Annotated in this window: 24 protein-coding genes and 1 riboswitch; of the genes, 21 read left to right on the top strand and 3 right to left on the bottom strand. The window is 59.6% G+C overall.

Annotated elements, in window-relative coordinates; all coding sequences use genetic code 11:
- The first annotated feature begins 24 nt into the window (after nt 1-24).
- From M516_RS0118745 to M516_RS0118720, 6 genes are all read left to right on the top strand, one after another.
- Complete coding sequence (locus M516_RS0118745) at nt 25-984, top strand: TIGR03571 family LLM class oxidoreductase (RefSeq protein ID WP_035290200.1); 960 nt, start codon at nt 25-27, stop codon at nt 982-984.
- A gap of 21 nt (nt 985-1005) precedes the next feature.
- The gene (locus tag M516_RS0118740) at nt 1006-1938 is read left to right on the top strand and encodes an aldo/keto reductase (RefSeq protein WP_029100476.1); all 933 of its coding nucleotides are present in this window, start codon (nt 1006-1008) and stop codon (nt 1936-1938) included.
- Nucleotides 1939-2268: 330 nt separating this feature from the next.
- Nucleotides 2269-2958 carry a CoA transferase subunit A gene (locus M516_RS0118735; protein WP_029100475.1) on the top strand — a complete coding sequence of 230 codons (690 nt, stop codon included), beginning with the start codon at nt 2269-2271 and terminating at the stop codon, nt 2956-2958.
- A 12-nt stretch (nt 2959-2970) separates the two neighbouring features.
- The gene (locus tag M516_RS0118730; RefSeq protein WP_029100474.1) at nt 2971-3636 is read left to right on the top strand and encodes a CoA transferase subunit B; all 666 of its coding nucleotides are present in this window, start codon (nt 2971-2973) and stop codon (nt 3634-3636) included.
- A 51-nt stretch (nt 3637-3687) separates the two neighbouring features.
- Nucleotides 3688-5073 (top strand): GntP family permease, encoded by a 1386-nt coding sequence (locus tag M516_RS0118725; RefSeq protein ID WP_029100473.1) that lies wholly within the window; start codon nt 3688-3690, stop codon nt 5071-5073.
- Nucleotides 5074-5135: 62 nt separating this feature from the next.
- On the top strand, nt 5136-5921 hold the full coding sequence (locus M516_RS0118720; RefSeq protein ID WP_029100472.1) for a 3-hydroxybutyrate dehydrogenase: 786 nt from the start codon (nt 5136-5138) through the stop codon (nt 5919-5921).
- 136 nt (nt 5922-6057) lie between these two features.
- On the opposite strand, the gene M516_RS0118715 is transcribed toward M516_RS0118720, so the two are convergent.
- A complete protein-coding gene (locus tag M516_RS0118715) occupies nt 6058-6678 on the bottom strand; it encodes a DUF3298 and DUF4163 domain-containing protein (protein ID WP_029100471.1) in 621 nt (206 codons plus the stop codon).
- A 235-nt stretch (nt 6679-6913) separates the two neighbouring features.
- On the opposite strand from M516_RS0118715, the gene M516_RS0118710 reads away from it, so the two are divergent.
- The 7 genes from M516_RS0118710 to M516_RS0118675 all read left to right on the top strand — a co-directional run bounded on the left by M516_RS0118710 (nt 6914) and on the right by M516_RS0118675 (nt 14834).
- Nucleotides 6914-8395 carry a methyl-accepting chemotaxis protein gene (locus tag M516_RS0118710; RefSeq protein WP_029100470.1) on the top strand — a complete coding sequence of 494 codons (1482 nt, stop codon included), beginning with the start codon at nt 6914-6916 and terminating at the stop codon, nt 8393-8395.
- A gap of 87 nt (nt 8396-8482) precedes the next feature.
- Nucleotides 8483-8593, top strand: a riboswitch (SAM riboswitch).
- Between the two features lie 234 nt (nt 8594-8827).
- Nucleotides 8828-9856: a BMP family lipoprotein gene (locus M516_RS0118700; RefSeq protein WP_029100469.1), complete on the top strand. Its 1029-nt coding sequence runs from the start codon at nt 8828-8830 to the stop codon at nt 9854-9856.
- A 77-nt stretch (nt 9857-9933) separates the two neighbouring features.
- Nucleotides 9934-11463: an ABC transporter ATP-binding protein gene (locus tag M516_RS0118695; RefSeq protein ID WP_029100468.1), complete on the top strand. Its 1530-nt coding sequence runs from the start codon at nt 9934-9936 to the stop codon at nt 11461-11463.
- On the top strand, nt 11438-12508 hold the full coding sequence (locus M516_RS0118690; RefSeq protein ID WP_029100467.1) for an ABC transporter permease: 1071 nt from the start codon (nt 11438-11440) through the stop codon (nt 12506-12508). Before M516_RS0118695 ends, M516_RS0118690 begins: the two co-directional genes overlap by 26 nt.
- Nucleotides 12495-13412, top strand: coding sequence for an ABC transporter permease (locus M516_RS0118685; RefSeq protein ID WP_029100466.1), 918 nt, complete (start codon nt 12495-12497; stop codon nt 13410-13412). The genes M516_RS0118690 and M516_RS0118685 overlap by 14 nt, the downstream gene beginning before the upstream one ends.
- Nucleotides 13413-13446: 34 nt before the next feature.
- Nucleotides 13447-14109, top strand: coding sequence for a sulfite oxidase-like oxidoreductase (locus M516_RS0118680; RefSeq protein ID WP_029100465.1), 663 nt, complete (start codon nt 13447-13449; stop codon nt 14107-14109).
- Between the two features lie 2 nt (nt 14110-14111).
- Complete coding sequence (locus tag M516_RS0118675; RefSeq protein WP_029100464.1) at nt 14112-14834, top strand: nucleoside phosphorylase; 723 nt, start codon at nt 14112-14114, stop codon at nt 14832-14834.
- Nucleotides 14835-15122: 288 nt separating this feature from the next.
- Here the strand turns inward: M516_RS0118675 and M516_RS0118670 are convergent, their stop codons facing one another.
- On the bottom strand, nt 15123-15323 hold the full coding sequence (locus M516_RS0118670; protein ID WP_029100463.1) for a hypothetical protein: 201 nt from the start codon (nt 15321-15323) through the stop codon (nt 15123-15125).
- Between the two features lie 88 nt (nt 15324-15411).
- On the opposite strand from M516_RS0118670, the gene M516_RS23915 reads away from it, so the two are divergent.
- The 8 genes from M516_RS23915 to M516_RS0118630 all read left to right on the top strand — a co-directional run bounded on the left by M516_RS23915 (nt 15412) and on the right by M516_RS0118630 (nt 22392).
- On the top strand, nt 15412-15825 hold the full coding sequence (locus tag M516_RS23915; RefSeq protein ID WP_051188296.1) for a hypothetical protein: 414 nt from the start codon (nt 15412-15414) through the stop codon (nt 15823-15825).
- A 308-nt stretch (nt 15826-16133) separates the two neighbouring features.
- The gene (locus M516_RS0118660; protein WP_029100462.1) at nt 16134-16736 is read left to right on the top strand and encodes a glycerol-3-phosphate responsive antiterminator; all 603 of its coding nucleotides are present in this window, start codon (nt 16134-16136) and stop codon (nt 16734-16736) included.
- Nucleotides 16714-17388 (top strand): HAD-IA family hydrolase, encoded by a 675-nt coding sequence (locus M516_RS0118655; protein ID WP_029100461.1) that lies wholly within the window; start codon nt 16714-16716, stop codon nt 17386-17388. The genes M516_RS0118660 and M516_RS0118655 overlap by 23 nt, the downstream gene beginning before the upstream one ends.
- Complete coding sequence (locus M516_RS0118650; RefSeq protein WP_029100460.1) at nt 17376-18443, top strand: ABC transporter ATP-binding protein; 1068 nt, start codon at nt 17376-17378, stop codon at nt 18441-18443. The genes M516_RS0118655 and M516_RS0118650 overlap by 13 nt, the downstream gene beginning before the upstream one ends.
- The gene (locus tag M516_RS0118645; protein WP_081656601.1) at nt 18443-19387 is read left to right on the top strand and encodes a carbohydrate ABC transporter permease; all 945 of its coding nucleotides are present in this window, start codon (nt 18443-18445) and stop codon (nt 19385-19387) included. The genes M516_RS0118650 and M516_RS0118645 overlap by 1 nt, the downstream gene beginning before the upstream one ends.
- Nucleotides 19388-19456: 69 nt before the next feature.
- Nucleotides 19457-20284 (top strand): carbohydrate ABC transporter permease, encoded by an 828-nt coding sequence (locus M516_RS0118640; protein WP_029100458.1) that lies wholly within the window; start codon nt 19457-19459, stop codon nt 20282-20284.
- Between the two features lie 45 nt (nt 20285-20329).
- Nucleotides 20330-21658 (top strand): ABC transporter substrate-binding protein, encoded by a 1329-nt coding sequence (locus tag M516_RS0118635; RefSeq protein WP_029100457.1) that lies wholly within the window; start codon nt 20330-20332, stop codon nt 21656-21658.
- Nucleotides 21659-21672: 14 nt separating this feature from the next.
- Nucleotides 21673-22392: a glycerophosphodiester phosphodiesterase gene (locus M516_RS0118630; RefSeq protein ID WP_029100456.1), complete on the top strand. Its 720-nt coding sequence runs from the start codon at nt 21673-21675 to the stop codon at nt 22390-22392.
- Between the two features lie 110 nt (nt 22393-22502).
- Here M516_RS0118630 and M516_RS0118625 read toward each other — a convergent pair whose 3' ends face one another.
- Nucleotides 22503-24491 carry a methyl-accepting chemotaxis protein gene (locus M516_RS0118625; RefSeq protein WP_029100455.1) on the bottom strand — a complete coding sequence of 663 codons (1989 nt, stop codon included), beginning with the start codon at nt 24489-24491 and terminating at the stop codon, nt 22503-22505.
- Nucleotides 24492-24569: the final 78 nt, after the last annotated feature.

Below are 24569 nucleotides of genomic sequence, written 5' to 3'. Positions count from 1 at the left end.
AGAAAGGAGGTGGTGCACTTGGGTATGACGGCATTGAAGAAAATGATTCCGTCGCGGCGCATGACATTTGGCGTCGAGCTTCCCCTGGATACCGACTGGTCACCGGCGGGACTGAAACAAGCGGAACGAGAGGGACGCCCCTTCGGTGTCCCGAACATGGAGCGTCATGCGGAGTATGCCCGATTGGTGGATCGGCTGGGCTTTAAATCCATGTGGCTGCGGGATGTGCCCATTTTTGATCCCCATCGTTTTGGCGATGCCGCCCAACTGTTTGACCCCTTTGCGTATTTGGGATATCTCGCAGCCATTACGAATGAGGTCATCCTGGCCACGGGGGCGATTGTGCTCCCGCTGCGCCATCCGTATCATGTCGCCAAAGCCGCCGCCACCATTGATCAACTGTCCGGCGGGCGTTTCGTGATGGGGATTGCTACCGGAGACCGTCCGGTGGAGTTTCCGCTGTTCGGGGTGGAAGCTGAGCGGAAAGGGGAAATCTTCCGCCAAAGCGTCCGCATGATCAGGCACGCGTGGAACCGGGATCAGATGCTGGTAGACAACGAGCTCGATCTGCTCCCCAAGCCGGTTCAAGCAACAATCCCGCTCGTCATGGCGGGGCGAGGGACGCAAACACTGGACTGGATTGTTCAGCATCTGGACGCCTGGTTCAACTATCCCCGAGGAATCGCGGCGACCGAACAGCAGATGGCCGAGTGGATAAAAACGCATGACGATCTTGGCATCACAGAGAGGAAACCGTATATTTCTGCGTATCATCTGGATCTCCACGAGGATCCGGATCACCCGGCAGAGCCGTTTAAGTTCGGGGCCACGATTGGAAGAAACGAACTCATTCGACACTTGAAACGGCTTGAGGAGATTGGGGTTGCGCATATCGCGTTTCATTTCCGCCACTCGCAGCGTCCGATTCCGGAAGTCCTGCACGAGTTGGCCGAATATGTACTGCCAGCGTTTGAACACGAGTAAGAAAAATGAGGAGGAATCATCATGGAAAACAGACGGTTGGGAGACAGCGAACTGTTTCCGTCTGTGATTGGATTTGGGGCCTGGGCCGCTGGAAAAACGGGGTGGGGCGATGTTGACGAACGGGCGATCGTGGAAGCGATCCAGACCGCGTACGATCTGGGGGTGAACTTCTTTGACACGGCACCTTTCTACGGATACGGGGAATCGGAACGCATCCTGGGAAAAACGCTCAAACCGGTGCGCGACAAGGTCATCATCGCCACGAAGTTTGGCATCGTCTGGGATGACAAGGGCGGCTTTGTGATGGATGTCAGCCGAAAAAACATCCTGCGCGAAATTGATGAAAGCCTGAAAAACCTGGGCACCGACTACATTGATCTGTATCAGGTGCACTGGCCGGATCACAAGACACCGATCCAGGAAACCATGGGAACCCTCATCGAACTTGTCCAAAGCGGAAAAATCCGTTATATCGGCGTATCCAACTTCTCCGTGGAACAAATGGAGGAAGCGCGCAAATACGCTCATGTGGTGTCGCTTCAATCCCAATACAACCTGCTCCAGCGCGGCGTGGAGCAAGCCGAGTATCCGTACGTGGAGCGTGTCGGCATGGGATTCATTCCGTACAGTCCCCTGGCTCAAGGACTGCTGACAGGGAAGTTCACCAAAGAGACGAAGATTCCCGAAGATGACGTTCGGCGCCAGTTCAATCCGCTTTTCAAAGACGGGGAATTCGAAGCAAACGTGGAGAAAGCAGAGAAAATCCGCACCATCGCAGATCGTTATGGCAAGCCGATGGCGCAAGTCGCGGTGAACTGGCTTCTGGCAAAGCCGGCTGTAGCCACAGTCATTACCGGCGCCAAAAACAAGGAGCAGGTGATTCAGAATGTGGCGGCGGCAGAATGGAAGCTGCTCCCCGAAGACGTCGCTGCGTTGGATGCCATGACGAGGTAACGCCCCCCAAAAAAACCGAACAGCTTGTGCGAAATGGCTTCTGTGTTCAGCAGGAGCCATTTTGTTTTGTCGTGGTGGAAAACGCAGATTCTGCCGCCATCACGGCATCTGCCGGGAACCCGTCGTTTTCCGGGGGGCGTTTCCGAAAACATGGACGTCACTTTCCACAATTGTGGAATGATTCCGTCAATATGGGGGCGCCGGTCACGGCCGTGGAGCGCAGAAACCCGGCTCTCGACAGGTTTTTGCAAAAAGTGCGACAGTTTGGCACAATCCCTGCAATAAAGTTGAAAGCGATTTCATATACTCGTCTTGGGAGGAGTGCGAAACGTGAGCGTGTGCGAATCGATTGAACAGGCCCTGGCCGGCATCACGGACGGGGCGACCATCATGGTGGGCGGCTTTGGCCTCGTTGGCATCCCGGAACATTTGATCATGGGCCTGTACGAAAAAGGGGTAAAGAATCTCACCGTCATCTCGAACAACTGCGGCGTGGATGACTGGGGACTGGGGATTCTCCTGCGGAACAGGCAGATCAGGAAGATGATTGCGTCCTACGTGGGAGAAAACAAGGAGTTTGAGCGGCAGTTCCTGTCCGGAGAGCTGGAAGTGGAGCTGGTTCCCCAAGGGACGCTGGCGGAGCGAATTCGGGCGGGCGGAGCCGGCATTCCGGCCTTTTACACCCCGGCAGGCGTCGGCACCCCCATCCAGGAGGGCAAGGAAGTCCGCACGTTCAACGGCAAGGAATACGTGCTGGAAACGGGGTTGCGGGCCGATTTTGCCCTGGTGAAAGCCTGGAAGGGAGACCGGCTGGGCAACCTCATCTACAACAAGACGGCCCGAAACTTCAATCCGATCATGGCCGCCGCCGGGGCGATCACCATCGCCGAAGTGGAAGAGCTGGTGGACGTGGGCCAACTGGACCCGGACGCGGTTCATACCCCCAGCATCTACGTGCAGCGGATCATCCGCTGTGAGAACTATCAGAAACGCATCGAAAAACGTACGGTGAGAAGCTAGGAGGGAGCTGTCCTGATGTTAACGAGAGAACAGATTGCCAAAAGGGCCGCGCAGGAAATTGAAAACGGTTTCTACGTGAACCTGGGAATCGGGATTCCCACGCTGGTCGCCAACTACATTCCGGCGGACAAACAGGTCGTGCTGCAGTCGGAAAACGGGCTGCTCGGGATCGGACCGTACCCGACGGAAGACGAGGTGGACCCGGACTGCATCAACGCCGGCAAGGAGACGATCACGATGATTCCCGGCGCCTGTCTGTTCGACAGCGCGGAATCGTTCGCGATGATTCGCGGCGGCCACATCGACGTCGCCATACTGGGCGCGATGGAAGTCTCCGAGCGGGGGGACCTGGCGAACTGGATGATTCCGGGAAAGATGGTCAAGGGAATGGGCGGCGCCATGGACCTGGTGCACGGGGCCAAGAAGATCGTCGTGATCATGGAGCATGTAAACAAGTACGGCGAGCCGAAAATCCTGAAAACCTGCCGGCTCCCCCTGACCGGCAAAGGGGTGGTTCACCGCATCATTACGGATCGCGCCGTCCTTGACGTCACGCCGCAGGGGTTGGAACTGGTGGAAGTCGTGGACGGCTATTCCCCGGCCGATATCCAAGCTTGTACCGAGCCTGAGCTGATCATCTCCCCCAATCTGCGCGTCCTGTCGTCCGCCGCGCTGTAACGTGGCGGCCGGGGCTCAGCTTTTTGGCGAGGGGCAGGAAAGGAGAATTCTATGGTAATCGAAGTGTTGGCGATTCTCGTCTCGTTGGGACTCTTGATGTTTTTTGCGTACCGCGGCTACCCTGTCATCGTGTTTGCGCCGATTTTTACCCTGTTGGCCGCCGTTCTGTCGGGACTTGCGCTGCTGCCCAGCTACACTGAAACGTTCATGACGAACGCGGCCAACTATGTGAAATCGTTCTTTCCCGTCTTCCTGTTGGGCGCAATCTTTGGCAAGGTGATGGAAATGAACGGAGCGGCCGCCTCCATCGCCCAGTCGATCGTAAAGGCGCTCGGCTCCAACCGGGCGATCCTGGCCGTCGTGCTGGCCTGCAGCATTTTGACCTACGGCGGCGTGTCGCTCTTTGTCGTGGCGTTTGCGGTGTACCCGTTTGCCGCCGCCATCTTTCGCGAGGCCAACATTCCCAAACGGCTGATTCCGGGCGCGATCGCCCTCGGCGCGTTTACCTACACGATGGATGCGCTTCCCGGTTCGCCGCAGATTCAGAATATTATCCCCACCAATTATTTTGGGACAGATGCGTACGCCGCTCCGCTGGTAGGGATTATCGGCGCCATCATGGTCTTTTGCGGCGGCATCTTCTGGCTGGAGCGCAGGCGCAAACAGGCAGCCGCGGCCGGCGAAGGGTACGGGGAAGGCCACATCAACGAACCGGAGCTCAACCGGGATCAAACCTACATGAACATCTGGCTGGCCGTGCTCCCGTTGGCGCTGGTCCTGGTGTCGAACTACCTGTTCAGCAGAGGGTTTCTGACCGTGGAAACCTGGTACGACCCGCAGCTTCTGAAGGACAGCTTCAAAATCGACAAGGTGAAGAACGTCGCCTCCTCCTGGGCGCTGATCATCGCGTTGAGCATCGGCATCCTGGCCGCGGTGCTGATCAATCTGAACCAGGTGAAAACGAAGCTCGCCTCCGGTTTGACCGCCGCCGCGATGGGGGCCCTGCTGGCCATCTTCAACACGGCGTCCGAGGTGGGATTCGGCAACGTGGTCAAAACGCTGCCCGGTTTCAAGCTGATTCAAGACTGGATTCTCGGGGCAAGCAGCCATCCGCTGGTCTCCGAAGCCGTGGCCGTCAACGTGCTCGCGGGGATTACGGGATCGGCCTCCGGCGGCATGTCCATTGCGCTGGAAGTGATGGGGAAACAGTATCTGGAACTGGCGCAGGCGGCCGGCATCAGTCCGGAGCTCTTGCACCGCATTGCCTCGATGGCTTCCGGCGGGATGGATACCTTGCCGCATAACGGAGCCGTCATCACCCTGCTGGCGATCACGGGATTGACGCACCGCCAGTCCTACAAGGACATTTTCGCGATCACCGTGTTGAAAACGCTGACCGTCTTTATTCTGGCAATCGCCGCTTCGCTCTTCGTCTAGGTCAAGAACGCATCCGGGACGAAGCGGCGGAGGTACCAATCGGAAAAAGGAGTTGTGTCATCATGAACAAGCTGCTGGAAGGAAAAGTCGCACTGGTCACCGGTGCGGCAAGCGGAATCGGGTATGAAATCGCCCGGACGTTTGCCCGGGAAGGAGCCAAGGTGCTACTGCTGGACCTCAACCGGGAGGCCGTGGAAAAGGCGGCCGAGCAGCTGCAGAGCGAGGGGAGGGAAGCCCTGGGGGCAGGCTGCGACGTGACGGATGAAGGCCAGCTCAAGGCGAGCATTGAGAAGAGCGTGGAGACGTTTGGCCGGCTGGACATCCTGGTCAACAATGCGGGGCTGCAGTTTGTGTCGCCGATCGAGGATTTCCCGACCGAGACATTTGAGCGGCTGCTCACCATCATGCTCACGGCGCCGTTTGTCGCCATCAAGCACGCCTTTCCCGTCATGAAGCGTCAGGGGCAGGGGCGGATCATCAACATGGCCTCGATCAACGGCCTGATCGGGTTTGCCGGAAAAGCGGCCTACAACAGCGCCAAGCACGGGGTGATCGGCCTGACCAAAGTGGCCGCCCTCGAGGGAGCCGCTCACGGCATCACCGTGAACGCGCTGTGTCCGGGGTACGTGGACACGCCGCTCGTGCGGAATCAATTGGCCGATCTGGCCAAGACCCGAAACGTCCCGCTGGAACGCGTGATGGAAGAAGTCATTTACCCGCTCGTTCCGCAGCGGCGGCTGCTGTCCGTGCAGGAAATTGCGGACTACGCCGTCTTTCTGGCAAGTGACAAGGCCAGGGGAGTGACGGGGCAAGCGGTCGTGATTGACGGCGGGTATACGGCACAGTAACGCCGTACGTGTTCCCGTCTGCTGCCGCCGTCTCCACACCCGGGCGCCCGGCAATCAACCAGGCTGTCGACATCGTCGGCAGCCTGGATGTTTTTATGAGTCCGATCCCACAAATGGCCGAATCCAGCCACGCACGCTACGAGTTGGTCGCCATGACGCTGAGCGGCCCCTTTTCGCTGATGATCGGCTCCAGTTCGAACACCGAGATGGGAAACATGGGGAAGCCCACGTAGTACGGCGTGATCTCGTAGAGTTGAAAATAGATGACGAGCGCTTTGTCGGCCACGTAGAAATCCTGGTCGGGACGGATCGCCTTGAACGGCTCCAGGGTGGGAATACGCCGTTCCGCGATCTGTCTCCTGATGTTGTCCGACAGCACCTTGACATAGTCGCTGCCCGGTTTGAACAGGTCCCGCAGGGAGAAGATTTTCCCGGTCTGCACATCCGCGGTGAGCGACTTCAGATAGGTCATGCCGTGGGCCATCGGATAGGTGTAGGCGTAGTTGTTCAGGGTGACGCTGAAGATGCCCCGCTGATTGTTTTTGATCTCGTAGCTCCCCTGCATGTCCGTCGTTCCCGGCACCTGGATGTCATGCTGCCGGTTGATCAAATCCTGCACGTACCGCGACAGGGTTTGGTTGATCTTCTGTTCGGCCTGCGGATTGGCCAGGCCGGCCAACTGCGGGTAGGTAATGGTCACGTTCGGACGGCTGATCGTGCGGGTCAGCACGGCTGCCGGCAGTTGATTCAGTTCCACGGCGTTCCCGTTCCCTTCCTGAAAAATGCGTTCCCTGCATTAGCCTATTCGCAGGGGGGCCAAACGGTCATTGCGGAACCCTCTTCTGATCCGGCAGCACTACGGGCGCGTTAGAACTTTTTTCACATGTTTTCCATGTACCCGATAGTATTTGGAAGATTTTTCAGGATATAATGACAAAAGAAAGCTGTATCCAGACACACGGGAGGTAAAGGAGGAACTTATGCTTCAGACCATGTTTCAATTGGTCCGCAACACCTTGACCAACAAAGAAGGCTTCATGATCTTTATTCTCTGGAATCATCTGTGGCTGGCCGGATGGATCGCGTATCAGGAGGACGTGAACTTCTGGAAGCTGACATCGCTGGGCCTGCTGGTGACGCTGATCGTTTCGCCGTACTACTTCATCCGCAAAGGCAGTTACGTGATTCGCTACCTGGTGGCGATCGGCTTTATGTATTACTCCATCGCGTTCGACCACTTTACGTCTTACCCGGAGACGGCGTTCCTTTCCTTCATCGTGCTCGGCTTCCTCGCGGCCTATCTGGACTGGAAGCTGGTCGTCTCCGCCGGGATTGTCCAGATCGCGGCGACGTTTGTCGGGTTTTACACCGGTTTCTACGACATGTTCGACGAAGGCCGGACGGAGGTCAACCTGATCCTGCACCTCGTGTCCGTTGTGCTGATGATCGCCGGCTTGACCTACCTGTGTCTGGCCGGACAAGCCTCGCTGAGCAAAGCGGAGGCGGCGCGGCGGGAAGCGGAGGAAAAGGAACAGCGGCTGGCGGAGCTGTTGGGCCACATCCGACTGGTGACGGAACAGCTCGACCGCACGTCGGAGCACGTGCATGAGCACGCGGAGACGACCAAACGGAACACGGACGAGATGATGATCGCGTTCCGCGAAGTGGCGACGGGGATGGAGGCGCAGGCCAACTCCACGGTGAAGATCGAGGAGGAAGTCCAGTCGATCGACCACGAGATCGTGGCGGTCAACGAGCAGGCCAACGCGATGAAGGCGGAGGCCGATCAGAACAACCGCCGCCTCACCGACAGCATCGGCATGATGAACGAGCTGTCGCGGCAGATGGAGCAGATCGTGCAGGCGGTCAACGTGGCCTCGTCCACCATCCGCGAGCTGAACCGGCAGGCCAACCGGGTGGAGGAGATCGTGCAGACGATCAACCAGATCGCGACCCAGACCAACCTGCTGGCGCTCAACGCGGCGATCGAATCGGCCCGGGCCGGGGAACACGGACGCGGCTTCGCCGTGGTGGCCGACGAGGTGCGAAAGCTGGCCGAGCAAAGCGCCACAGCCACCCAGGAGATTGCCGAAATCCTGCAGTCGCTGCACCAGGAGAGCGAAAACGCCGTGCGCCACATGAGCAACGGGGAAACGTCGGTGGCCAAGGGACAGGAGCTGGCCGTCCAGACCGTCACCTCCATCGAGGCGGTTCGGGCCGGGATGGAATCGTTTTTGCAGGCCGTCGAGCACGTGCGCTCCAGCATGGACAGGGTGAAGCTGCGCTCCGGGGAGGTGGCCGCCGAGATGTCGACGATTACGGCCGTGACGGAACAATCGGTGGCCAATCTGGAAGAGCTGTTCGCCACGGCGGAAAACCAGCATCAGAAGGTGCGGGAAATCACGGAGGAGCTGGGCGAGCTGAACGCGCTGTCGCGCAAACTGCAGCAGTCGTTTCAGGGGCAACAACCGTAATGTTTTGAAATGACAAAAAAATCGTTTGCAATTTGCTTTCCTTTTGCTAGAATAAGAGACATTACAACTGGATAGCGGATTCACCTTACCTTATCAAGAGAGGCGGAGGGACTGGCCCGATGAAGCCCGGCAACCACTGTACCCCGGTACAGAAAGGTGCCAATTCCTGCAAAACCCGTGGGTTTTGACAGATGAGGAAGAGGTTGGCGATACATGGCAAACTCTTCCTCCGGGAAGAGTTTTTTTCATACCATCAACAGGGTTTCCATGGAAGCGCCTCTTGCGGAAAAAAAGGAGGAATGAGTCGAACATTATTGTGTTTTTATAGTAAAATATTCGTGTTTTCTCTTGATATTTTTGATAAAAACCTGTAAATTACCGGTATGAGAATCGCAAAATCGAAACTTTTGTCACTGGATAGGAGAGAGCAGCATGAAAAAGTACCTGTTGGCATTGACAACGTTTGCCGTACTGGCCGCCGGATGTGCGGCGGGTGGCGGCGCACCGGAGGACAAGGGACAAGCCGGGGGCCAGGATGGCGGCGCGAAGAAGCGTGTTGCGCTGGTTCTTCCGGAGAAGATCGGGGTCAACCCGTTCTTCCAGCAGATGGACGAGGGCGCCAAGAAAGCAGCGCAGGAATTTGGCGTCGATGTGAAAACCATCGAGTCGACCGACCACGCCGCCATCGAGGAGAACATCCGCGCGGCCGTGGCTGAGAATTACGATTTGATCATTACGTCGTCGTTTGAATCGGAGGACGCGCTGAAAAAAGTGGCGGCGGAAAACCCGGACCGCATGTTTGCGATCATCGATACCGTCGTGGACCTGCCGAACGTCCGCAGCGTGGTCTTTCGCGAGCATGAAGCCGCCTACCTGATGGGAGCGGCGGCCGGCCTGGCGACCAAGACCAACAAGGTGGGCATCGTCGCAGCGATGGACATTCCGCTTCTGAAAAAGTGGACGGTCGGCTTCCAGGAAGGACTGAAAGCGACCAATCCGAAGGCAGAGGTCTTCGTCAACTACGTCGGCAGCTTCAACGACCCGGCGAAAGCCAAGGAGCTGGCCCTGCTGCAGGCAAACAAGGGAGCCGACTTCATCTACGGGGCCGCTGCCGTAGGCGATCTGGGCGTGTTTGAAGCGGCCAAGGAAAAAGGCTTCTACACCTCCGGCCAGGACGTCGACCGCACCGGCATCGATCCGGAACACATCGTCCTGTCCCAGTTGAAAGGAACCGACACGGCCGCTTACGAAACGGTAAAGGCGTTTGTAAACGGCAGCCTGAAACCGGGCGTGCAAACGTACGGCCTGAAGGAAGACGGCGTCGGCGTCACCTACGTCACGCGCGAGAGCAAGACGCCGCTCCATCCGTTCATCGGCGAAGAGATCGTCAACAAGGTGAAAGCGATCAAGGACGAGATCGTGGCGGGTACGCGCAAGGTGCCCGATCCGCTGCAGCAGTAAACGAGACGGCGACCGACTACTGTGGTAGTCGGTTTCCTGTTGCAACGGGCCAACAGGAAAAAGGAGGGAAGAACGGGATGGCGTACCGTCTGGAAATGCGCAACATGACGAAGAGGTACGGCGATTTTACGGCCAACGACAATGTGTCGTTCACCCTGCGGGCCGGCGAAGTCCACGCCATCGTCGGGGAGAACGGCGCCGGCAAAACCACCCTGATGCGGATGCTGTACGGCATGGAACAGCCCACGTCCGGGGAGATCGTGCTGAACGGCCGGCCGGTGGTCTTTCGCGGCCCCGACGACGCGATCAAACACGGCATCGGGATGGTGCACCAGCACTTCATGCTGTTTGCCGATTTCAGCGTGGCGGAGAACATCGTCATCGGCTATGAACCGCAGCGCGCCGGCCTGTTCCGGCGCAAGGAAGCGGTGGAGGCGGTGCGGGCCCTCAGCGAGCGCTACCGCATCCCGATCGACGTGACCGCCCGGGTATCCCAATGCTCGGTCGGGGAACAGCAGCGCGTGGAGATTCTCAAAGTGCTGTACCAGGGAGCGGACATCATCGTACTGGACGAGCCGACCGCCGTCCTGACGCCGCTGGAGGTAAAGGAACTGCTGCAGACGATCCGCCACCTGGCGGAGAGCGGCAAGAGCGTCATCCTGATCACGCACAAGCTCAAGGAAGTGATGGAGGTGGCCGACCGGATCACGGTGCTGCGCGGCGGCCGGGTGACCGGGACCGTTTCCCGGCAGGAGACCAGCGTGGACGAACTGGCCCGGCTGATGGTGGGCCGCGAGCTGCAGCCGTTGAGCGAGCGGGTGAGCCTGGCCGGCGGGCCGCTCCTGCAGGTGGAAAACCTGACCGTTTCTGACCGGCAGACGATCGTGGACGGCGTTGCTTTTACCGTGCACCACGGGGAAATCGTCGGAATCGCCGGGGTCTCGGGCAACGGCCAGTCGGAGCTGCTGCAGGCCATCACCGGGCTGCGGCCGGTCACGGCGGGCAGGGTGCTGCTGGGCGGAAAAGACGTCACCAACCGTCCGGTGGCGGCCATTCGCGAAGCGGGAGTGGCCCATATCCCGGAAGACCGGTACCTGTGGGGAACGGCCAAGCAGGAGAGCGTGGAGGAAAACGCCTTGATGGGCTATCAGCGCAAACCGGCGTTCAGCCGTCGCGGCGTCATTCTGCGGGACGCGTTCCGCCGCGTGGTGGAGCAGTGGGTGGAGCGGTTTGCCATCAAGACCGGTTCCCGGCACCTGCAGGAGCAGGCGGGCAACCTGTCCGGCGGCAATCTGCAAAAACTGATTGTCGCCCGCGAGCTGGGGCAAAAGACGCCGCTGTTGATCGCCGCCGAACCGACGCGCGGCGTGGACATCGGGGCGATGGAACACATCCACCAGGCGCTGATCGAAAAGCGAAACAGCGGCGACGGGATTCTGCTCGTCTCGTCGGAGCTGTCGGAAATTTTGGCGCTGTCTGACAGAATTCTGGTCATGTACAAGGGACGGATCGTCGGCGAGCTGAAGCGGTCGGAGGCGACGGAAGAGAAAATCAGCGTGTTGATGGCAGGAGGAAGCATCCATGGAAGCGGTCAAAAAGCTGTGTAAATCGCTGGTCCAGCCGCTGTTGGCGGTGGCGATCGGCTTGTTGACGGGAGCGGTCGTCATCAGCGCGGTAGGCGAATCGATCCTGGACACCTACCAGCAGATGTGGAAAGGGGCGTTCGGCAGCTTTTACTTTTTCGCCTCCACGCTGGCCCGGTCCACGCCGATCATGCTGATCGGGCTGGGGCTGTCGCTGGCGTTTCGCGCCGGGGTGTTCAATCTGGGCGCCGAGGGGCAGATGGTGCTGGGAGCAGTCGGCGCGACGCTGGTCGGGCTGTACCTGCCCGGTCCCGGACTGGTGAAAATGCTGGCCGCGCTGGCGACCGGGGTGGCCGTGGGCGGTCTCTGGTCGCTTTTGGCCGGGTACATGGAGGCGAAGTTTCGCGTCCAACTGCTCATCACCACCCTGCTGCTCAACTACATTGCCGTCCTGTTTGCCGGGTATCTGGTCAGTGAACCGTTTCAGGACAAGTCAGGCTCGGCGGCGCTGGCCCAGACGGCCATGCTGGAGAAGAGCGTCTGGCTGCCCAAGCTGTTCGCCGGCATGAGCGTGCACGCCGGCTTCCTGTTGGCGTTGGCCGCCGCTCTGGCATTGTTCTGGGTCGTCCGGTTCACGCCGTTCGGCTACGAGGTGAAGATGCTCGGACACAATCCGTTTTTTGCCCGGTACGGCGGGATCGACAAGGACCGGGTGATGCTTGTGGCAATGTTTGCCAGCGGGGGATTGGCCGGGCTGGCCGGCACCGTGGAAGTGCTGGGGGCGCATTACCGGTACGTCGACGGCGCGCTGACCGTCCCCGGGTATGCCTGGACGGGCTTGATGGCCACGCTGCTGGCCAATTCCCACCCGATCGGCGTCGTGTTTACCTCGATTCTGCTGGCCGCCCTGCAGACGGGCGCGATGGGCGTGGAGCGCAACACCGAGGTGCCGCTGGAGCTGGCCAGCGTCATCCAGGCCGTGCTGATTCTGTTTATCTCCGCCAAATTCAGCCATGACTGGTGGAAAAACCGCAAGAGCAAGAGGAGGGAGTCGCATGGAGTTGTTTGATGGAGCCCTCGTCAGTTCCACCATCCGGATGGTGACTCCGATCCTCCTGGCGGCACTGGGCGGAGCGCTGTGCGCCCGGGTGGGCATCTTCAACGTCGGGCTGGAGGGGCTGGTGCTGGTCGGAGCGTTTTCCGCCATCGTCGGCAACCACTTTACCGGCAGCCTGCCGCTGGCCGTCCTGTTTGCCGCCGCCGTCACCGTGCTGTTTTCGCTGTTGTTTGCCTACATGACGATCGGACTGAAGGCGAACGAAATCATCGTCGGCGTGGCGATCAATTTCCTCGCGCTGGGGCTGACCACGTTTGCGCTGCGCGCCGTCTTCGGCGTGAAAGGGGCATTTTACGACAAGGACATGGCCGGGCTGCCGCAGTGGCAGATCCCCCTGGTCACAGACATCCCCGTGCTGGGGGACATCCTGTCGGGCCATTCGCCGCTGGTCTACGCGGCCTTTTTGGCGGCGGTTCTGCTGCATCTGTTCTTTGCCCACACCGTGACCGGCTTCCGCGTGCTGGCGGCCGGGATGAATCCGGTGGCGGCCCGCAGCCTGGGCCTCAAAGTGACGCGGCTGCAGGTGCTGGCCATTGCGCTGTGCGGCGTTCTCTGCGGCATGGCCGGGGCACAGCTCTCGCTGGGACAGGTGACCATGTTTACTGAAGGCATGACGGCGGGGCGCGGCTTTATCGCGCTGGTGGCGATGATGTTGGGGCAGTCTCACCCGTTGGGCATTCTCGCCTCCAGCCTGCTGTTCGGGCTGATGGACGCGCTCAGCATCCGTCTGCAGGGCTTTTCGCTGCCGACGCAGTTTACCGCGATGCTGCCCTACGTGCTGACGATTGCGGCGATGTTCTTCCTCAAGGACCGGGGCGCGGCCGCAAGCACCGCCAGCCAGCAGAGCGCCCGCTAGACGGAGACGGACTGACTTGGGAGGGAACGAGAAGATGAACAAGGCAGAGCGAATCAAACGGATGAGGGTGCCCACAGTCGATCCGGCCCTGGCGCGGCGGCTGCCGCCGGGACAGGTGCTGACGGAGCGGTTTCCGATCTTGCACGAGGGGGAGGTGCCCGTCTACGACCTGGAGACGTGGACGCTGCGGGTCTTCGGGGAAGTCGACCGGGACGTAACGCTCTCCTACGCCGACATCATGGCGATGCCGCAGACGACGATCACCTGCGACATCCACTGCGTCACCCGCTGGTCCCGGTTTGACAACCGGTTTACCGGCGTTCGTTTCCGCGATTTCCTGGCGGCGGCCGGTGTCACGCCGCAGGGCAGGTACGTGATGCTGCACGGCGATTACGGCTACACGGCCAACGTGGCGCTGACCGACCTGGACCGGGACGACGTGCTGCTGGCCCACTCCTTTGACGGAGCGCCGCTGACGGACAAGCACGGCTGGCCGCTGCGGCTGATCGTGCCTCACCTCTATTTCTGGAAGAGCGTGAAATGGCTGCGCGGGATCGAATTCATGAACGAAAACAAACCCGGCTTCTGGGAGCAAAACGGTTTTCATCTGAACGGCGACCCGTTCCGCGAAGAGCGTTTCTCCGGCGAAGCCCTGCCGATTCCGGAAGACGAATGGGAGAAAAAGGAGTTTGATTGATGATGCTGCCCAATCTGAAAGTTGACCCGGAAAACCTGCCGAAGCGCGCGATCGTCTGCGGCGATCCGAAGCGGGCGGCCCGCATCGCCGCCCTGCTGGACGAGAGCAGGCCGATCGGGGAAAACCGGGAATACCACAGCTATGCGGGAACGTGGAACGGCACGGCGGTGGCCGTCGTCAGCCACGGCGTCGGCTCGCCGGGGGCGGCCGTCTGCTTTGAAGAGCTGGCCAAAGGCGGCGTGAAAACGATCATCCGCGTCGGAACGGCCGGTTCCTACCAAAAAGCGATCGAACCGGGCAGCCTGGTGATCAGCACGGCGGCTGTCCGCCGGGACGGACTGACCAGCCAGTTGGTTCCGCCGGGCTTCCCGGCCGTGGCCGACCGCCGCGTCGTCGATGCGCTGTCCGCCGCCGCCGCGAAGCGCGACACGGGACTCCATGTGGCCGAGGGCGTGACGCTGACGATGGACATGTTTTACAGCGGCGTCGTGGAGTTTCCCCACAAGCTGTACCAACAGGCGGGCGTGCTGGCCGTGGAGATGGAGAATGCGGCGCTGTTCGTGATCGCCGCTCTTAGAGGCATGCGCGCCGGCTCCATCCTGGCGATCGACGGCTACGCCGACGCCGACCTGTTGGAAACGTACAACCCTCATACCGAAACGACGGCCAAAGCGATTGAGGCGGAGGCGCGCATCGCGCTGGATGCGATCGTGGCGGTGGAATAGGGAGCCCATCCATAAAACGTCCCTCGTGTGATGGCACGAGGGATTTTATTATCTCACGATCCAGTTTCGTGTTGTTGAACGATTTTTTTAAGGGATTCCGAAGATGAAAGGCTGTATACCATGTTTCGACTAGGATCAATAAAGGAATACACGTCATATTCAGGGTAATAGATGATGAATCCGTTATGTCCCGTATGGATGGGATCGCTGTCACTGTCAAACATGATCGTGTATGCAGCTGCACCATTCGGCACCGTTCTTATCGGCGTGCTCCACGTACGTTCCAAATCATGTAGCAGAGCGGCAATCATCTCTTTGATCCGTGGTGAGAATCTTGTATTCCAAACTGTCTCCCTTGCCGATGAAAAGAAAGCGTACGTCCTCCTTGGGGCCAGCGATGCTTACGTCAGCAGACGGGATTCTGACAAAACTCACAACCAACGCAAGAAGGAGCAGAAACACTACCGTGATTGGTATCGTCCCCTTCATCCCCCTCTTCTCCTCTCAGCACAATGATAGTATGATTGTGTAAGATTATACACAAATATCCAATAAATAGAAAGAGAGGGAGGATCTGGTGCAAATCAGTCCGTTTATCCAAATGGGAAAAAGAAAGAAGGCAATCGCTGGATTTGCTGTGTTATTGGCTGCCATCGTATATGCCGTCTATACGTTCTGGTACAACACCCCCGAAAAAGCTCTTGAAAGATATTTATCGCTGATCGTAAGCAAACAAGGTGAAAAAGCCTATGAGTATGTCTATAAAGAAAGCGGCAGTTATTATCCTAAGCGCGGAGATTTTGTACATTCCGCGAAAACTACGAAATTACTTGACTTTAAGGTGTTGGGCGTTACGAAATCGGACAATACTTCCACGGAGGTGAAGGTATTGTTGCAATTCGCTAGACTCGACAAAGAAAAAGTGTTTACAATGAAAAAGGTTTTTGGAAATTGGCAGGTGGTTTTACACGGTCCGGATGGAAAGAGTTGACATCACACACGGATATGGAGAGCGCGTCAGATCCACGATTTTCTCGTCGTGAGGTCTGACGCTTTTCCTTTTCATGCGAGACTCTAGCTCAAACGGGCATTCCTTTACAAAATTCTGGCCCAACGTTAATACGCGCTTCACGTTCCCTTAACTTTCCAACGGTACCATCGTAATTGACAAGTGAACGATTCCCGCGGTTGGAGCCCTGGAGAAACCCCTCGACATCATTTCCAAGCACTCTCATCGAGAAGTATTTGGCGATTGTCATGTCGTGGGGGTTTTGTTTTGGCGAAAGGAGGCGCGCCTGGATGAACCAAGCGGAATTTTACGAGCGGCTGGCCCGGCAGAAGCTGATTGCCTCGGTCAAGGAGCCCAAGTATCTGGAAAAGGCGGCGGAAGCGCAGGCAAGCGCGGTGGTGCTGTCCATCGGGAACATCGGGGTGATCAAGCGTTACGTCGACTTTTTCAAAACGCACGGCGTGCCGGTGTTCCTGCATCTGGAACGGATCGGGGGAATCAGCTATGACCGGGAAGGCGTCGCGTTTGTCGCCCACTACGTCAGGCCGGACGGCATCGTCACCACCCGCAACACGCTGATCAAGCTGGCCAAAAAGCAGGGATTGCTGACGATCCAGCGGCTGTTTCTGGTGGACAGCGACGCCCTCCGATCGGGGCTGCAGTCGGTGCAGGACACGCAGCCGGACGCCGTCGAGCTGATGCCGGCACTGCTGCCGGAGGTCATCGCCGAATACCGGCAGGAGCTGGGGGAGACGCCGATCATTGCCGGCGGTCTGATCCGCAAACGGGAACAGATGGTGCAGGCGCTCCAGCACGGGGCCGTCGCCGTTTCTGTCGGCAGCCATTCTTTATGGAAGGAGGGTCTTGCGGATGTATCAATGCCTGTTGTTTGACCTGGACGGCACGCTGCTGGACAGCCGGGATGCGGTGATCGACGCGGTCGCCCGTACGGCGGAGCGCTTTGCGCCGGGGGTGTTCAGCCGGGACGATCTCTTGAAGCGTTTCGGCGAATCGCTGGACGACTTTCTCGCGGCGGCGGCCGGGGAGACGTACGACCGCGAGGCGGTAAGGAAAAGCTACGCCGCCTACGTCCGGGAGCATCACGACCGGCACGTCCGCCTGTTTCCCTGCGTACGCGAAGGGCTGGAGCGGCTGAAAGCGGCCGGTTACCGGATGGCCGTGGTGACCAACAAGCAGCGCGAGTTTGCCGTCGCGGGGCTGGAACTGGCGGGACTGGTGGAGTTCTTTGAGGTTGTCGTTACCATCGACGACGTGTCGCGCGGCAAGCCGTCCGCCGAACCGGTTCAACAGGCGCTCCGCCTGCTTCAGATGCGGCCGGATCAGGCCCTGATGATCGGTGACAGCCGCTACGACGTACTGGCGGCCGCAGGAGCGGGCGTCAAGTCGGCGGTGCTGGAGTGGTACGGCGCGGAAGAGTGGACGTACGCCGTTCCTGACTTGCGCTTTGCCAATTTTCAGACCTTTGCCGAAGAGATGCTGGCCGTCAGGGCACTGGGAGGGAATGGAGCCAGATGGCACGAGTGATATTGAAGCAGGTAACCAAAACATTTCACAGCCAGACGGTGGTCAAAGGGCTGGACCTGGTCATACCGGACGGTTCCTTTACCGTGCTGGTCGGTCCGTCAGGGTGCGGAAAATCGACCACGCTGCGGATGATTGCCGGGCTGGAGAGCGTCACGGACGGGGAAATCCTGATCGGCGACCAACCGGTCAATCATCTGCCGCCCGGCAAACGGGACGTGGCGATGGTGTTTCAAAACTACGCGCTCTATCCGACGATGAATGTCTACGACAACATCGCGTTCGGCCTGCGCAACCGGGGGTACTCGAAAAAAGACTGCCGAACGATGGTGGAAGAAATCGCGGAGGTGGTCGGGCTGACTCCGTATCTCAAGCGGAAGCCCTCGGAGCTCTCCGGCGGACAGCGGCAGCGCGTCGCTCTGGCCCGCGCGATGGTGAAAAAGCCGCAGGTGTTTCTGATGGATGAACCGCTGTCCAACCTGGACGCCAAGCTGCGCAACCAGATGCGGGTGGAGCTGACCAGCCTGCACAAACGGCTCGGCACCACCTTTATCTACGTCACCCACGACCAGGTGGAAGCGATGACGATGGGCGACCAGATCGTCGTCATGAGCGAGGGTACGATCATGCAGGTGGCGCCGCCGATGGAGCTGTACCGGGAGCCGGCCAACCTGTTCGTCGCCCAGTTTATCGGCTCGCCGGCGATGAACGTCGTCCCGGCGGATGGGCGGGCCGAACACTTGTGGGGGTTTCGCCCGGAAATGGCGGTCCTCCTGCCGGGCGGCGCGTCGGCCGACCCGGCGGAAGCGGCGTGGTCGCTCGGCGGCACGATCGTTTCACGGGAAATTCTCGGTTCGGACGCGCTGTACCACGTGGAAACGGAGAGAGGACGCGTCGTGGTCAAGGCGGAAACGGAGACGATGGCGGAGATCGGCGCGAGGGTGCTGGTGTCGGTGCCTTTGGCGCACATCCACGTGTTTGACCGCGCGACCGGGAAACGGCTGGGACGGCTGGAGGGACGGACGCGGAACCATTCGCTGGCGGGAGGAGTGGTCTGATGCGCAAAGCCGTTGCCGTCCAAGAAGTGGCGAACGCGCAATCGGCGGGGGCGCTGCCGGCGGCCCGGTTTGTCATCGCCGAGCGGATTCGTCCGTACCTGTACATCGCGCCGGCCCTGCTGTTCTTTGCCGTCTTCTTCTTCTTTCCGATCGCGTATGTGATCTACTTGTCCTTTCACGACTGGTCGCTGCTCAACCTGGAGGAGATCGAGTGGGTGGGGCTGGACAACTTTGCCGCTCTGTGGGAAGACGCCGATTTTCGTCAGGTGCTCGCCAACACCTTCATGTACACGCTCGCCACGGTGGGGCTCGGCATCGTCATCGCCTTTTTCCTGGCGCTGTGGCTCAACCGCAGGGCCAGGGTGTACGGTCTGGTGCAGGCGGCCGTGTTCAGCCCTCACATCGTCTCGCTCGTCTCGGTCGCGATGCTCTGGATGTGGCTGATGGACCCGCAGTACGGCCTGCTCAACGCCCTGTTGGAATTCGTCGGACTGCCGGCGTACACCTGGCTGACCGACACGAAAAGCGCGCTGGTGTCGCTGATCGTGGTAAGCCTCTGGAAAGGGGTCGGCTACAACACGGTGGTCTTCATCGCCGGGCTGCAAAGCATTCCCCGCGACATATACGAGGCGGCCGCCCTGGATCGCTCTCCGTGGTGGCGCACCCTGGTCAGCATCACGGTTCCGATGCTGTCGCCCACGCTGTTCTTTTTGCTGGTGATCAACACGATCTCATCGTTTCAGGTGTTTGACACGATCTACATCATGACCCAGGGCGGTCCGGTCAACAGCACCAACATGCTGGTCTTCTACATTTACGAGCAGGGCATGGATTTCTACAACGGCGGCATCGCTTCCGCCGCGTCCGTCGTCCTGCTGGGGATGGTCGGATTGCTGACGCTGCTGCATTTCCGCCTGATGGGAAAACGGGTCCACTACCGCTGACGGGCCCCTGATCCGGCCGGGCATAACGGCGGATTCGAACAGGATCGCCGGGAGGAAGGAGGAGGTTGTATGAGACATGCGGGACGTGCGGCGTGGAAAGTGGTGGAGTGGGGGCTTCTCGCCGTCGTTTCCCTGATCTTTGTGTTTCCGTTTCTCTGGATGTTTGTGACCGCGTTCAAGACGATGCCGGAGGTGTACCGGTTCCCGCCCACCTGGTGGCCGGAGTCGTGGCAGTTGGAGAACTTCCGCATCGCGTGGGAATCCGGCCCGTTTCTCACCTACGTCTGGAACAGCTTTCTCGTGGCGGCGGGCATTCTCGTCCTGCAGCTCTTGACCGGCGTGCCGGCCGCGTACGCCTTTGCCCGCTACCGGTTTCGCGGGCGGAATCTGCTGTTTGGCCTGACCCTGATTGCTTTGATGATTCCCCCCCAGGTGGTCTTTTTGCCGGTGTATGTGGAAATGAGCCAGTGGGGGCTGGTGAATACGCTGTGGGCGCTGATTCTGCCGTACGGGGCGAGCGCCTTTGGAATCTTTTTGCTCCGCCAGTGTTTCATGCAGGTGCCCGACGAGGTGATCGAAGCCGCCCGGCTGGACAATGCCTCCGAGTGGACCATCATGTGGACGATCATGGTGCCGATGGCCAAGCCGGTGCTGGTCACGTTCGGGCTGTTCAGCTTCATCTATCACTGGAACGACTACTTCTGGCCGCTGATCATGACCAACAGCGACGCCGTGCGGACGCTGCCGATCGGCATCTCCATGCTGAAGGCGGCGGAAGGCGGCAAGCTCTGGAACGTCATTATGGCGGGCAACATGATCCTCGTGCTGCCGGTCCTGGCCATCTTTTTCATCGCCCAGCGGCACATCATCAGCGCATTTGTCTATTCATCCAAATAAAGGGGAACACCCGCGTTTCTTCCCGATCAGAAAAAGGAGGTATGCATGGTGAAAAAGGTTCGAGTATCCATACTGGCGTGCGTTTTGACCGTGACGGCCGTACTGGCCGGGTGCAGCGGCAAGCAGGAGGCGGCTGGCGGACAGAAGTCCGGTTCCGGAAGCGGCGGCCAGCAGCAGACAGCCGATGCCGGAAAGCCCGTGGAAATCGACTTTTGGTACGCGCTGGGCGGCCGCAACGGCGAAGTGATCGAAGAGATGGTCAAACAATTCAACGACACGCACAAAGGCATCGTCGTCAAGCCGTCCTATCAAGGCAGCTACTATGAAAACCACGCCAAGGTGCTGGCCGCCGTCTCAGCCGGAAACCAGCCCGACGTGACGATGGTGGAGATCGCTTCGGTGGGCGCGTTTGCCGACGCCAAGGTGCTGCAGGACCTGGGGCCCTACGCGAACGGGGAGGAAGACAAATACATTCCCGGCCTGATGGGCAACTCCTACTGGAACGACAAGCTGTACGCCGTGCCGTTCAACCGTTCCACCCCGCTCTTGTACGTCAATCGCAACAAGCTGAAAGCGGCCGGGTTGGATCCCGACGGTCCGAAGACCTGGGAGGAACTGCGCCGGTACGCCAAGGCCCTGACCAAAAAAGAGGGGGGCAAGACGACGACCTACGGCTTCTCCACGCCGATCGACATCTGGTTCTACGAAGCGCTGGTCTTTGAGAGCGGCGGAAACATCCTGAGCGAAGACGGCAAGAGCGTGGCGCTCGACAACGAAGCGGGAAAAGCGCCGCTGGAGTTCTGGAGCAGCCTGCTGCAGGAAGGTGTGATGAAGGCTCCGCCGGGCGAAAAATACAACGCCTGGGACGTGGCCAAGCAGGATTTCCTCAACCAGCAGGTGGCCATGATCTTTACATCGACCGGAGACCTGCACGCGCTCAAGGAGAACGCCACGTTTGAAGTAGGGGCGGCTTTCCTGCCGGCCAACAAGCGTTACGGGGTACCGACTGGCGGCGCCAACCTGGTGATGCTCGCCAAGTCTTCGGATGAGGAGAAAAAGGCGGCATGGGAATTCATCAAATGGATGACGGACACCCCGCAGACGATTCGTTGGTCGCTGGAAACCGGGTACATGCCGGTGACGAAGGAAGCGGTCGAGTCGGACGAGATGAAAGCAGCATACCAGAAAGAGCCGAACTTCCAGGTGGCGGTCAAACAACTGGAGTACGCCCAACCGCGTCCGATGGTCCCCGGCTATAAGGAACTGCAGGAAGTCATCATGACGGAGATCCAGCGGGCCGTGCTGAAACAGGCGACCGTAGACGAAGCGATTGCCAAGGTTGTGGAAAAAGGAGAGAAACTGCTGAAAAAGTAGCGAGGTGACGTTGCATGAACGTCTGCATGGCGCATCGCGGCTGGTCGGGCAAGGCGCCCGAAAACACCATGACGGCCATTCGGTTCGCGCTGGCGGAACCGGCCATTCGCGCGATTGAGGTGGACGTACAGCTTTCCAAGGACGGCGTGCCGGTCCTGTTCCACGATTTTTCGCTGGAGAGGACGACCAACGGCAGCGGACGGGTGCAGGATCTGACGCTGGCGGAACTGCGCCAGCTTGACGCGGGGAGCTGGTTTGACGAGCGGTTTGCCGGCGAGCGGATTCCCGCGCTGGAAGAGGTGCTGGCTGCCGCGAAGGGACGGTGCACGCTGAACATTGAGCTGAAAACGGCGGCCGACATGCATCCCGGACTGGCGGAACGCGTGCTGACGCTGCTGGATCGGCACGGGATGAAGCGGGATGTGTACCTCACCTCGTTTGACCACGAGCTCATCCGGCAGGTGCGGCGGCTGGACGCCGAGGTCAAGACCGGGCTGATCGTATACGGACGGCCGGTCATGATCCTGGAACAACTGCGGCAGGCGGGAGCGGACATGCTCTCCATGTCCTATCCGTTTCTCACCCGGGAGTTGGCCTGCGAGGCGATCGACCAGGGGTTTGGCGTCATCGCCTGGACGGTGGACGACCCGGAGGCGATTCGCACGATCATGAAGTGGCATCCGCAGGTGCAAATCTGCACCAACCATCCGGACCGGATGCTGGCCCTTCGCTGAGCATCGAATCACAGTGGCCGTGAGGAATTGTCCTCACGGCCGCGGTTTGCGTCGGGACAGCCGGGGAGCAGAAAAAGGCACCGCTGCACGGGTGCCTTTTTCCGTTTTGCTTATATCTTGAAGCGTTTGACGTGGGCCTGCAGTTCTTCGGCGATTCTCGCCAGCGAGCTGGCGGAAGAAGTGACTTCCTCCATGGAGGCCAACTGCTCCTCGGTGGCGGCGGAGACGCTTTGCGTTCCTTCTGCGGAATTTTCCGCCACTTCGGCGATTTGGGTGACCAACTGGACGACCTGTTCCGTACCTGCGGTCATCTGGCGGGAGTGGTCTTTTACTTTCTGGATCTGGTCGGCCGTGTGGGTCACGGAATCCTGAATCTGTTCAAACGACTTGCCGGCTTCGTTGACGACCTCGATCCCGAGCGCCACTTCTTTTGTCCCTTTTTCCATGGATTGAACGGCCAGGTCCGATTCCTGCTGGATGGCCAGAATGAGCTGTTCGATCTGCTGGGCGGACTGGGCCGATTGTTCCGCCAGTTTGCGGACTTCGTTCGCCACGACGGCAAATCCCCGTCCCTGTTCGCCGGCCCGCGCCGCTTCGATGGCGGCATTGAGCGACAACAGGTTGGTCTGCTCGGCGATGTCGGTGATCACCTGGACGATTTGACCGATCTCCTGGGAACTGTCACCCAGCCGTTTGACGATGCGGGCGATCTGGTTGACCGTCTCGTTGATGGACTGCATTTGCTGCGCGACGGTTTGGATGGTCTGGTTGCCGTCGATCGCGATTTGCGAAGCCCTGAGGGCGGAATCTGCCGCGTTTTCCGCACTGGCGGCAATTTGCTGAACCCCGGAGGACACCTCCTGGATCGCGCGGACGCTTTCCTCCACGCTTTGCACCTGCCGCTCCGCGCCGTACGCCACCTCCTGGATGGTCGTGGCGATCTGCTCGGTGGCCTTGCTCGTGTGTTCGGCGTTTACGGTCAGCTCTTCCGCGGACGCAGCCAAATTTTCGGCGCTGGCGTTCACCTGCTGGATGATGGTGCGCAGATTTTCCACCATGGCGTTTACGGCCCGGGACAGTTGGCCGATTTCATCCTGCGTGCGGATGCGGAGCGGCTCCACCGTCAGTTCTCCATCGGAGATGCGTTTGGTCACGGTGGCCACTTCCTTGATCGGCCGCGTGATCCGGAGCGACACGGCGAATGCGATCGCGATCACAAGAGCGCTGACGATGACCACAATGACGGCGATGTTGCTGTTGAGAGCGGTCACGGCCGACGTAATGGATTGGACGGGGATATGCAGGAACAAGCCGTACTTCGTTTTCGCAATAGGCGCATAGGCGACCATGTACTCGCTGCCGGCGTCGCTGTAGGTATAGGAGGCCGTCTCGCTGCCGCCTTTCTTGAGGATCTCGGCCAACCCCTGCGGCAGGCCGGCTTCATCCACCGCTTTGCCGATCAGCTCTTTGTTGGGATGGGCTTGAATCAGCCCTTTGTTGTCCACGAGAATGGCGTACCCGCCGCTGCCCAGGTTGAGATTTTGCAGGAAGGTATCGGTAAACTGGTCAACGTTGACGAGACCGGTCAGGACGCCGAGAATTTGGCCGCTTTGGCTCTTGACGGGGGAGGCGACGACGATGGATCGCTTGCCGGTCGTCTTGGCGATCACGATATCGGAATAGCTGGATTTTCCGGCCATCCCGTCCTTGAAAAACGGTCGTTCGGACAAGTCGATGCCGACGCTTTTCGGAAACGTGTCGGCGGACACTTTCCCGTCCGGAGAGATGAAGGTGTTGCCGTCGAAGATCTTCATTTCCTCGGTGAACGAGCGGATGAACAGGTTTTTCGCGGCAGCGTCCGTCGATTGGATGTCCGACGAGCGGGCCAGCACCTGAACCTCCGTCATCCGTCTGTCCAGGTATTGATCCATCGCGACGGCGGTGCTTTGGGCGAGGTCGATGTAGGACTGCCGCTGCTTGTCCGTGATGATTGCCGAACTGCTGGTGGTGATGTACAGGGAGGTGCCGATGAGTGGAATGATCGCTACGACAAGAAACCAAACAATGAGTTTGTTTCGAAGTTTGCCGAAGACAAACACGAGGGAATTCCTCCTTTTATGATGAGGCCTGTTCGAACGTCTGAAGCGTGAAAGCATTCAGACTGCCGGGAACATTCC

Origin of the sequence: Brevibacillus thermoruber 423 (assembly GCF_000454065.1) — a bacterium.
GTDB classification, from domain to species: Bacteria; Bacillota; Bacilli; order Brevibacillales; family Brevibacillaceae; genus Brevibacillus; species Brevibacillus thermoruber.
The sequence above is the reverse complement of the archived record's forward strand: the minus strand, read 5'-3'. Positions and strand labels throughout refer to the sequence as shown.

What these genes read in the sequence shown, in the direction of transcription:
- M516_RS0118745 (WP_035290200.1), top strand. Translation starts at nt 25, where the DNA reads ATGACGGCATTGAAGAAAATGATTCCGTCGCGGCGCATGACATTTGGC.
- M516_RS0118740 (WP_029100476.1), top strand. Translation starts at nt 1,006, where the DNA reads ATGGAAAACAGACGGTTGGGAGACAGCGAACTGTTTCCGTCTGTGATT.
- M516_RS0118725 (WP_029100473.1), top strand. Translation starts at nt 3,688, where the DNA reads ATGGTAATCGAAGTGTTGGCGATTCTCGTCTCGTTGGGACTCTTGATG.
- M516_RS0118720 (WP_029100472.1), top strand. Translation starts at nt 5,136, where the DNA reads ATGAACAAGCTGCTGGAAGGAAAAGTCGCACTGGTCACCGGTGCGGCA.
- M516_RS0118710 (WP_029100470.1), top strand. Translation starts at nt 6,914, where the DNA reads ATGTTTCAATTGGTCCGCAACACCTTGACCAACAAAGAAGGCTTCATG.
- M516_RS0118700 (WP_029100469.1), top strand. Translation starts at nt 8,828, where the DNA reads ATGAAAAAGTACCTGTTGGCATTGACAACGTTTGCCGTACTGGCCGCC.
- M516_RS0118695 (WP_029100468.1), top strand. Translation starts at nt 9,934, where the DNA reads ATGGCGTACCGTCTGGAAATGCGCAACATGACGAAGAGGTACGGCGAT.
- M516_RS0118690 (WP_029100467.1), top strand. Translation starts at nt 11,438, where the DNA reads ATGGAAGCGGTCAAAAAGCTGTGTAAATCGCTGGTCCAGCCGCTGTTG.
- M516_RS0118685 (WP_029100466.1), top strand. Translation starts at nt 12,495, where the DNA reads ATGGAGTTGTTTGATGGAGCCCTCGTCAGTTCCACCATCCGGATGGTG.
- M516_RS0118680 (WP_029100465.1), top strand. Translation starts at nt 13,447, where the DNA reads ATGAACAAGGCAGAGCGAATCAAACGGATGAGGGTGCCCACAGTCGAT.
- M516_RS0118675 (WP_029100464.1), top strand. Translation starts at nt 14,112, where the DNA reads ATGCTGCCCAATCTGAAAGTTGACCCGGAAAACCTGCCGAAGCGCGCG.
- M516_RS0118670 (WP_029100463.1), bottom strand. Translation starts at nt 15,323, where the DNA reads ATGAAGGGGACGATACCAATCACGGTAGTGTTTCTGCTCCTTCTTGCG.
- M516_RS0118660 (WP_029100462.1), top strand. Translation starts at nt 16,134, where the DNA reads ATGAACCAAGCGGAATTTTACGAGCGGCTGGCCCGGCAGAAGCTGATT.
- M516_RS0118655 (WP_029100461.1), top strand. Translation starts at nt 16,714, where the DNA reads ATGTATCAATGCCTGTTGTTTGACCTGGACGGCACGCTGCTGGACAGC.
- M516_RS0118650 (WP_029100460.1), top strand. Translation starts at nt 17,376, where the DNA reads ATGGCACGAGTGATATTGAAGCAGGTAACCAAAACATTTCACAGCCAG.
- M516_RS0118645 (WP_081656601.1), top strand. Translation starts at nt 18,443, where the DNA reads ATGCGCAAAGCCGTTGCCGTCCAAGAAGTGGCGAACGCGCAATCGGCG.
- M516_RS0118640 (WP_029100458.1), top strand. Translation starts at nt 19,457, where the DNA reads ATGAGACATGCGGGACGTGCGGCGTGGAAAGTGGTGGAGTGGGGGCTT.
- M516_RS0118635 (WP_029100457.1), top strand. Translation starts at nt 20,330, where the DNA reads ATGGTGAAAAAGGTTCGAGTATCCATACTGGCGTGCGTTTTGACCGTG.
- M516_RS0118630 (WP_029100456.1), top strand. Translation starts at nt 21,673, where the DNA reads ATGAACGTCTGCATGGCGCATCGCGGCTGGTCGGGCAAGGCGCCCGAA.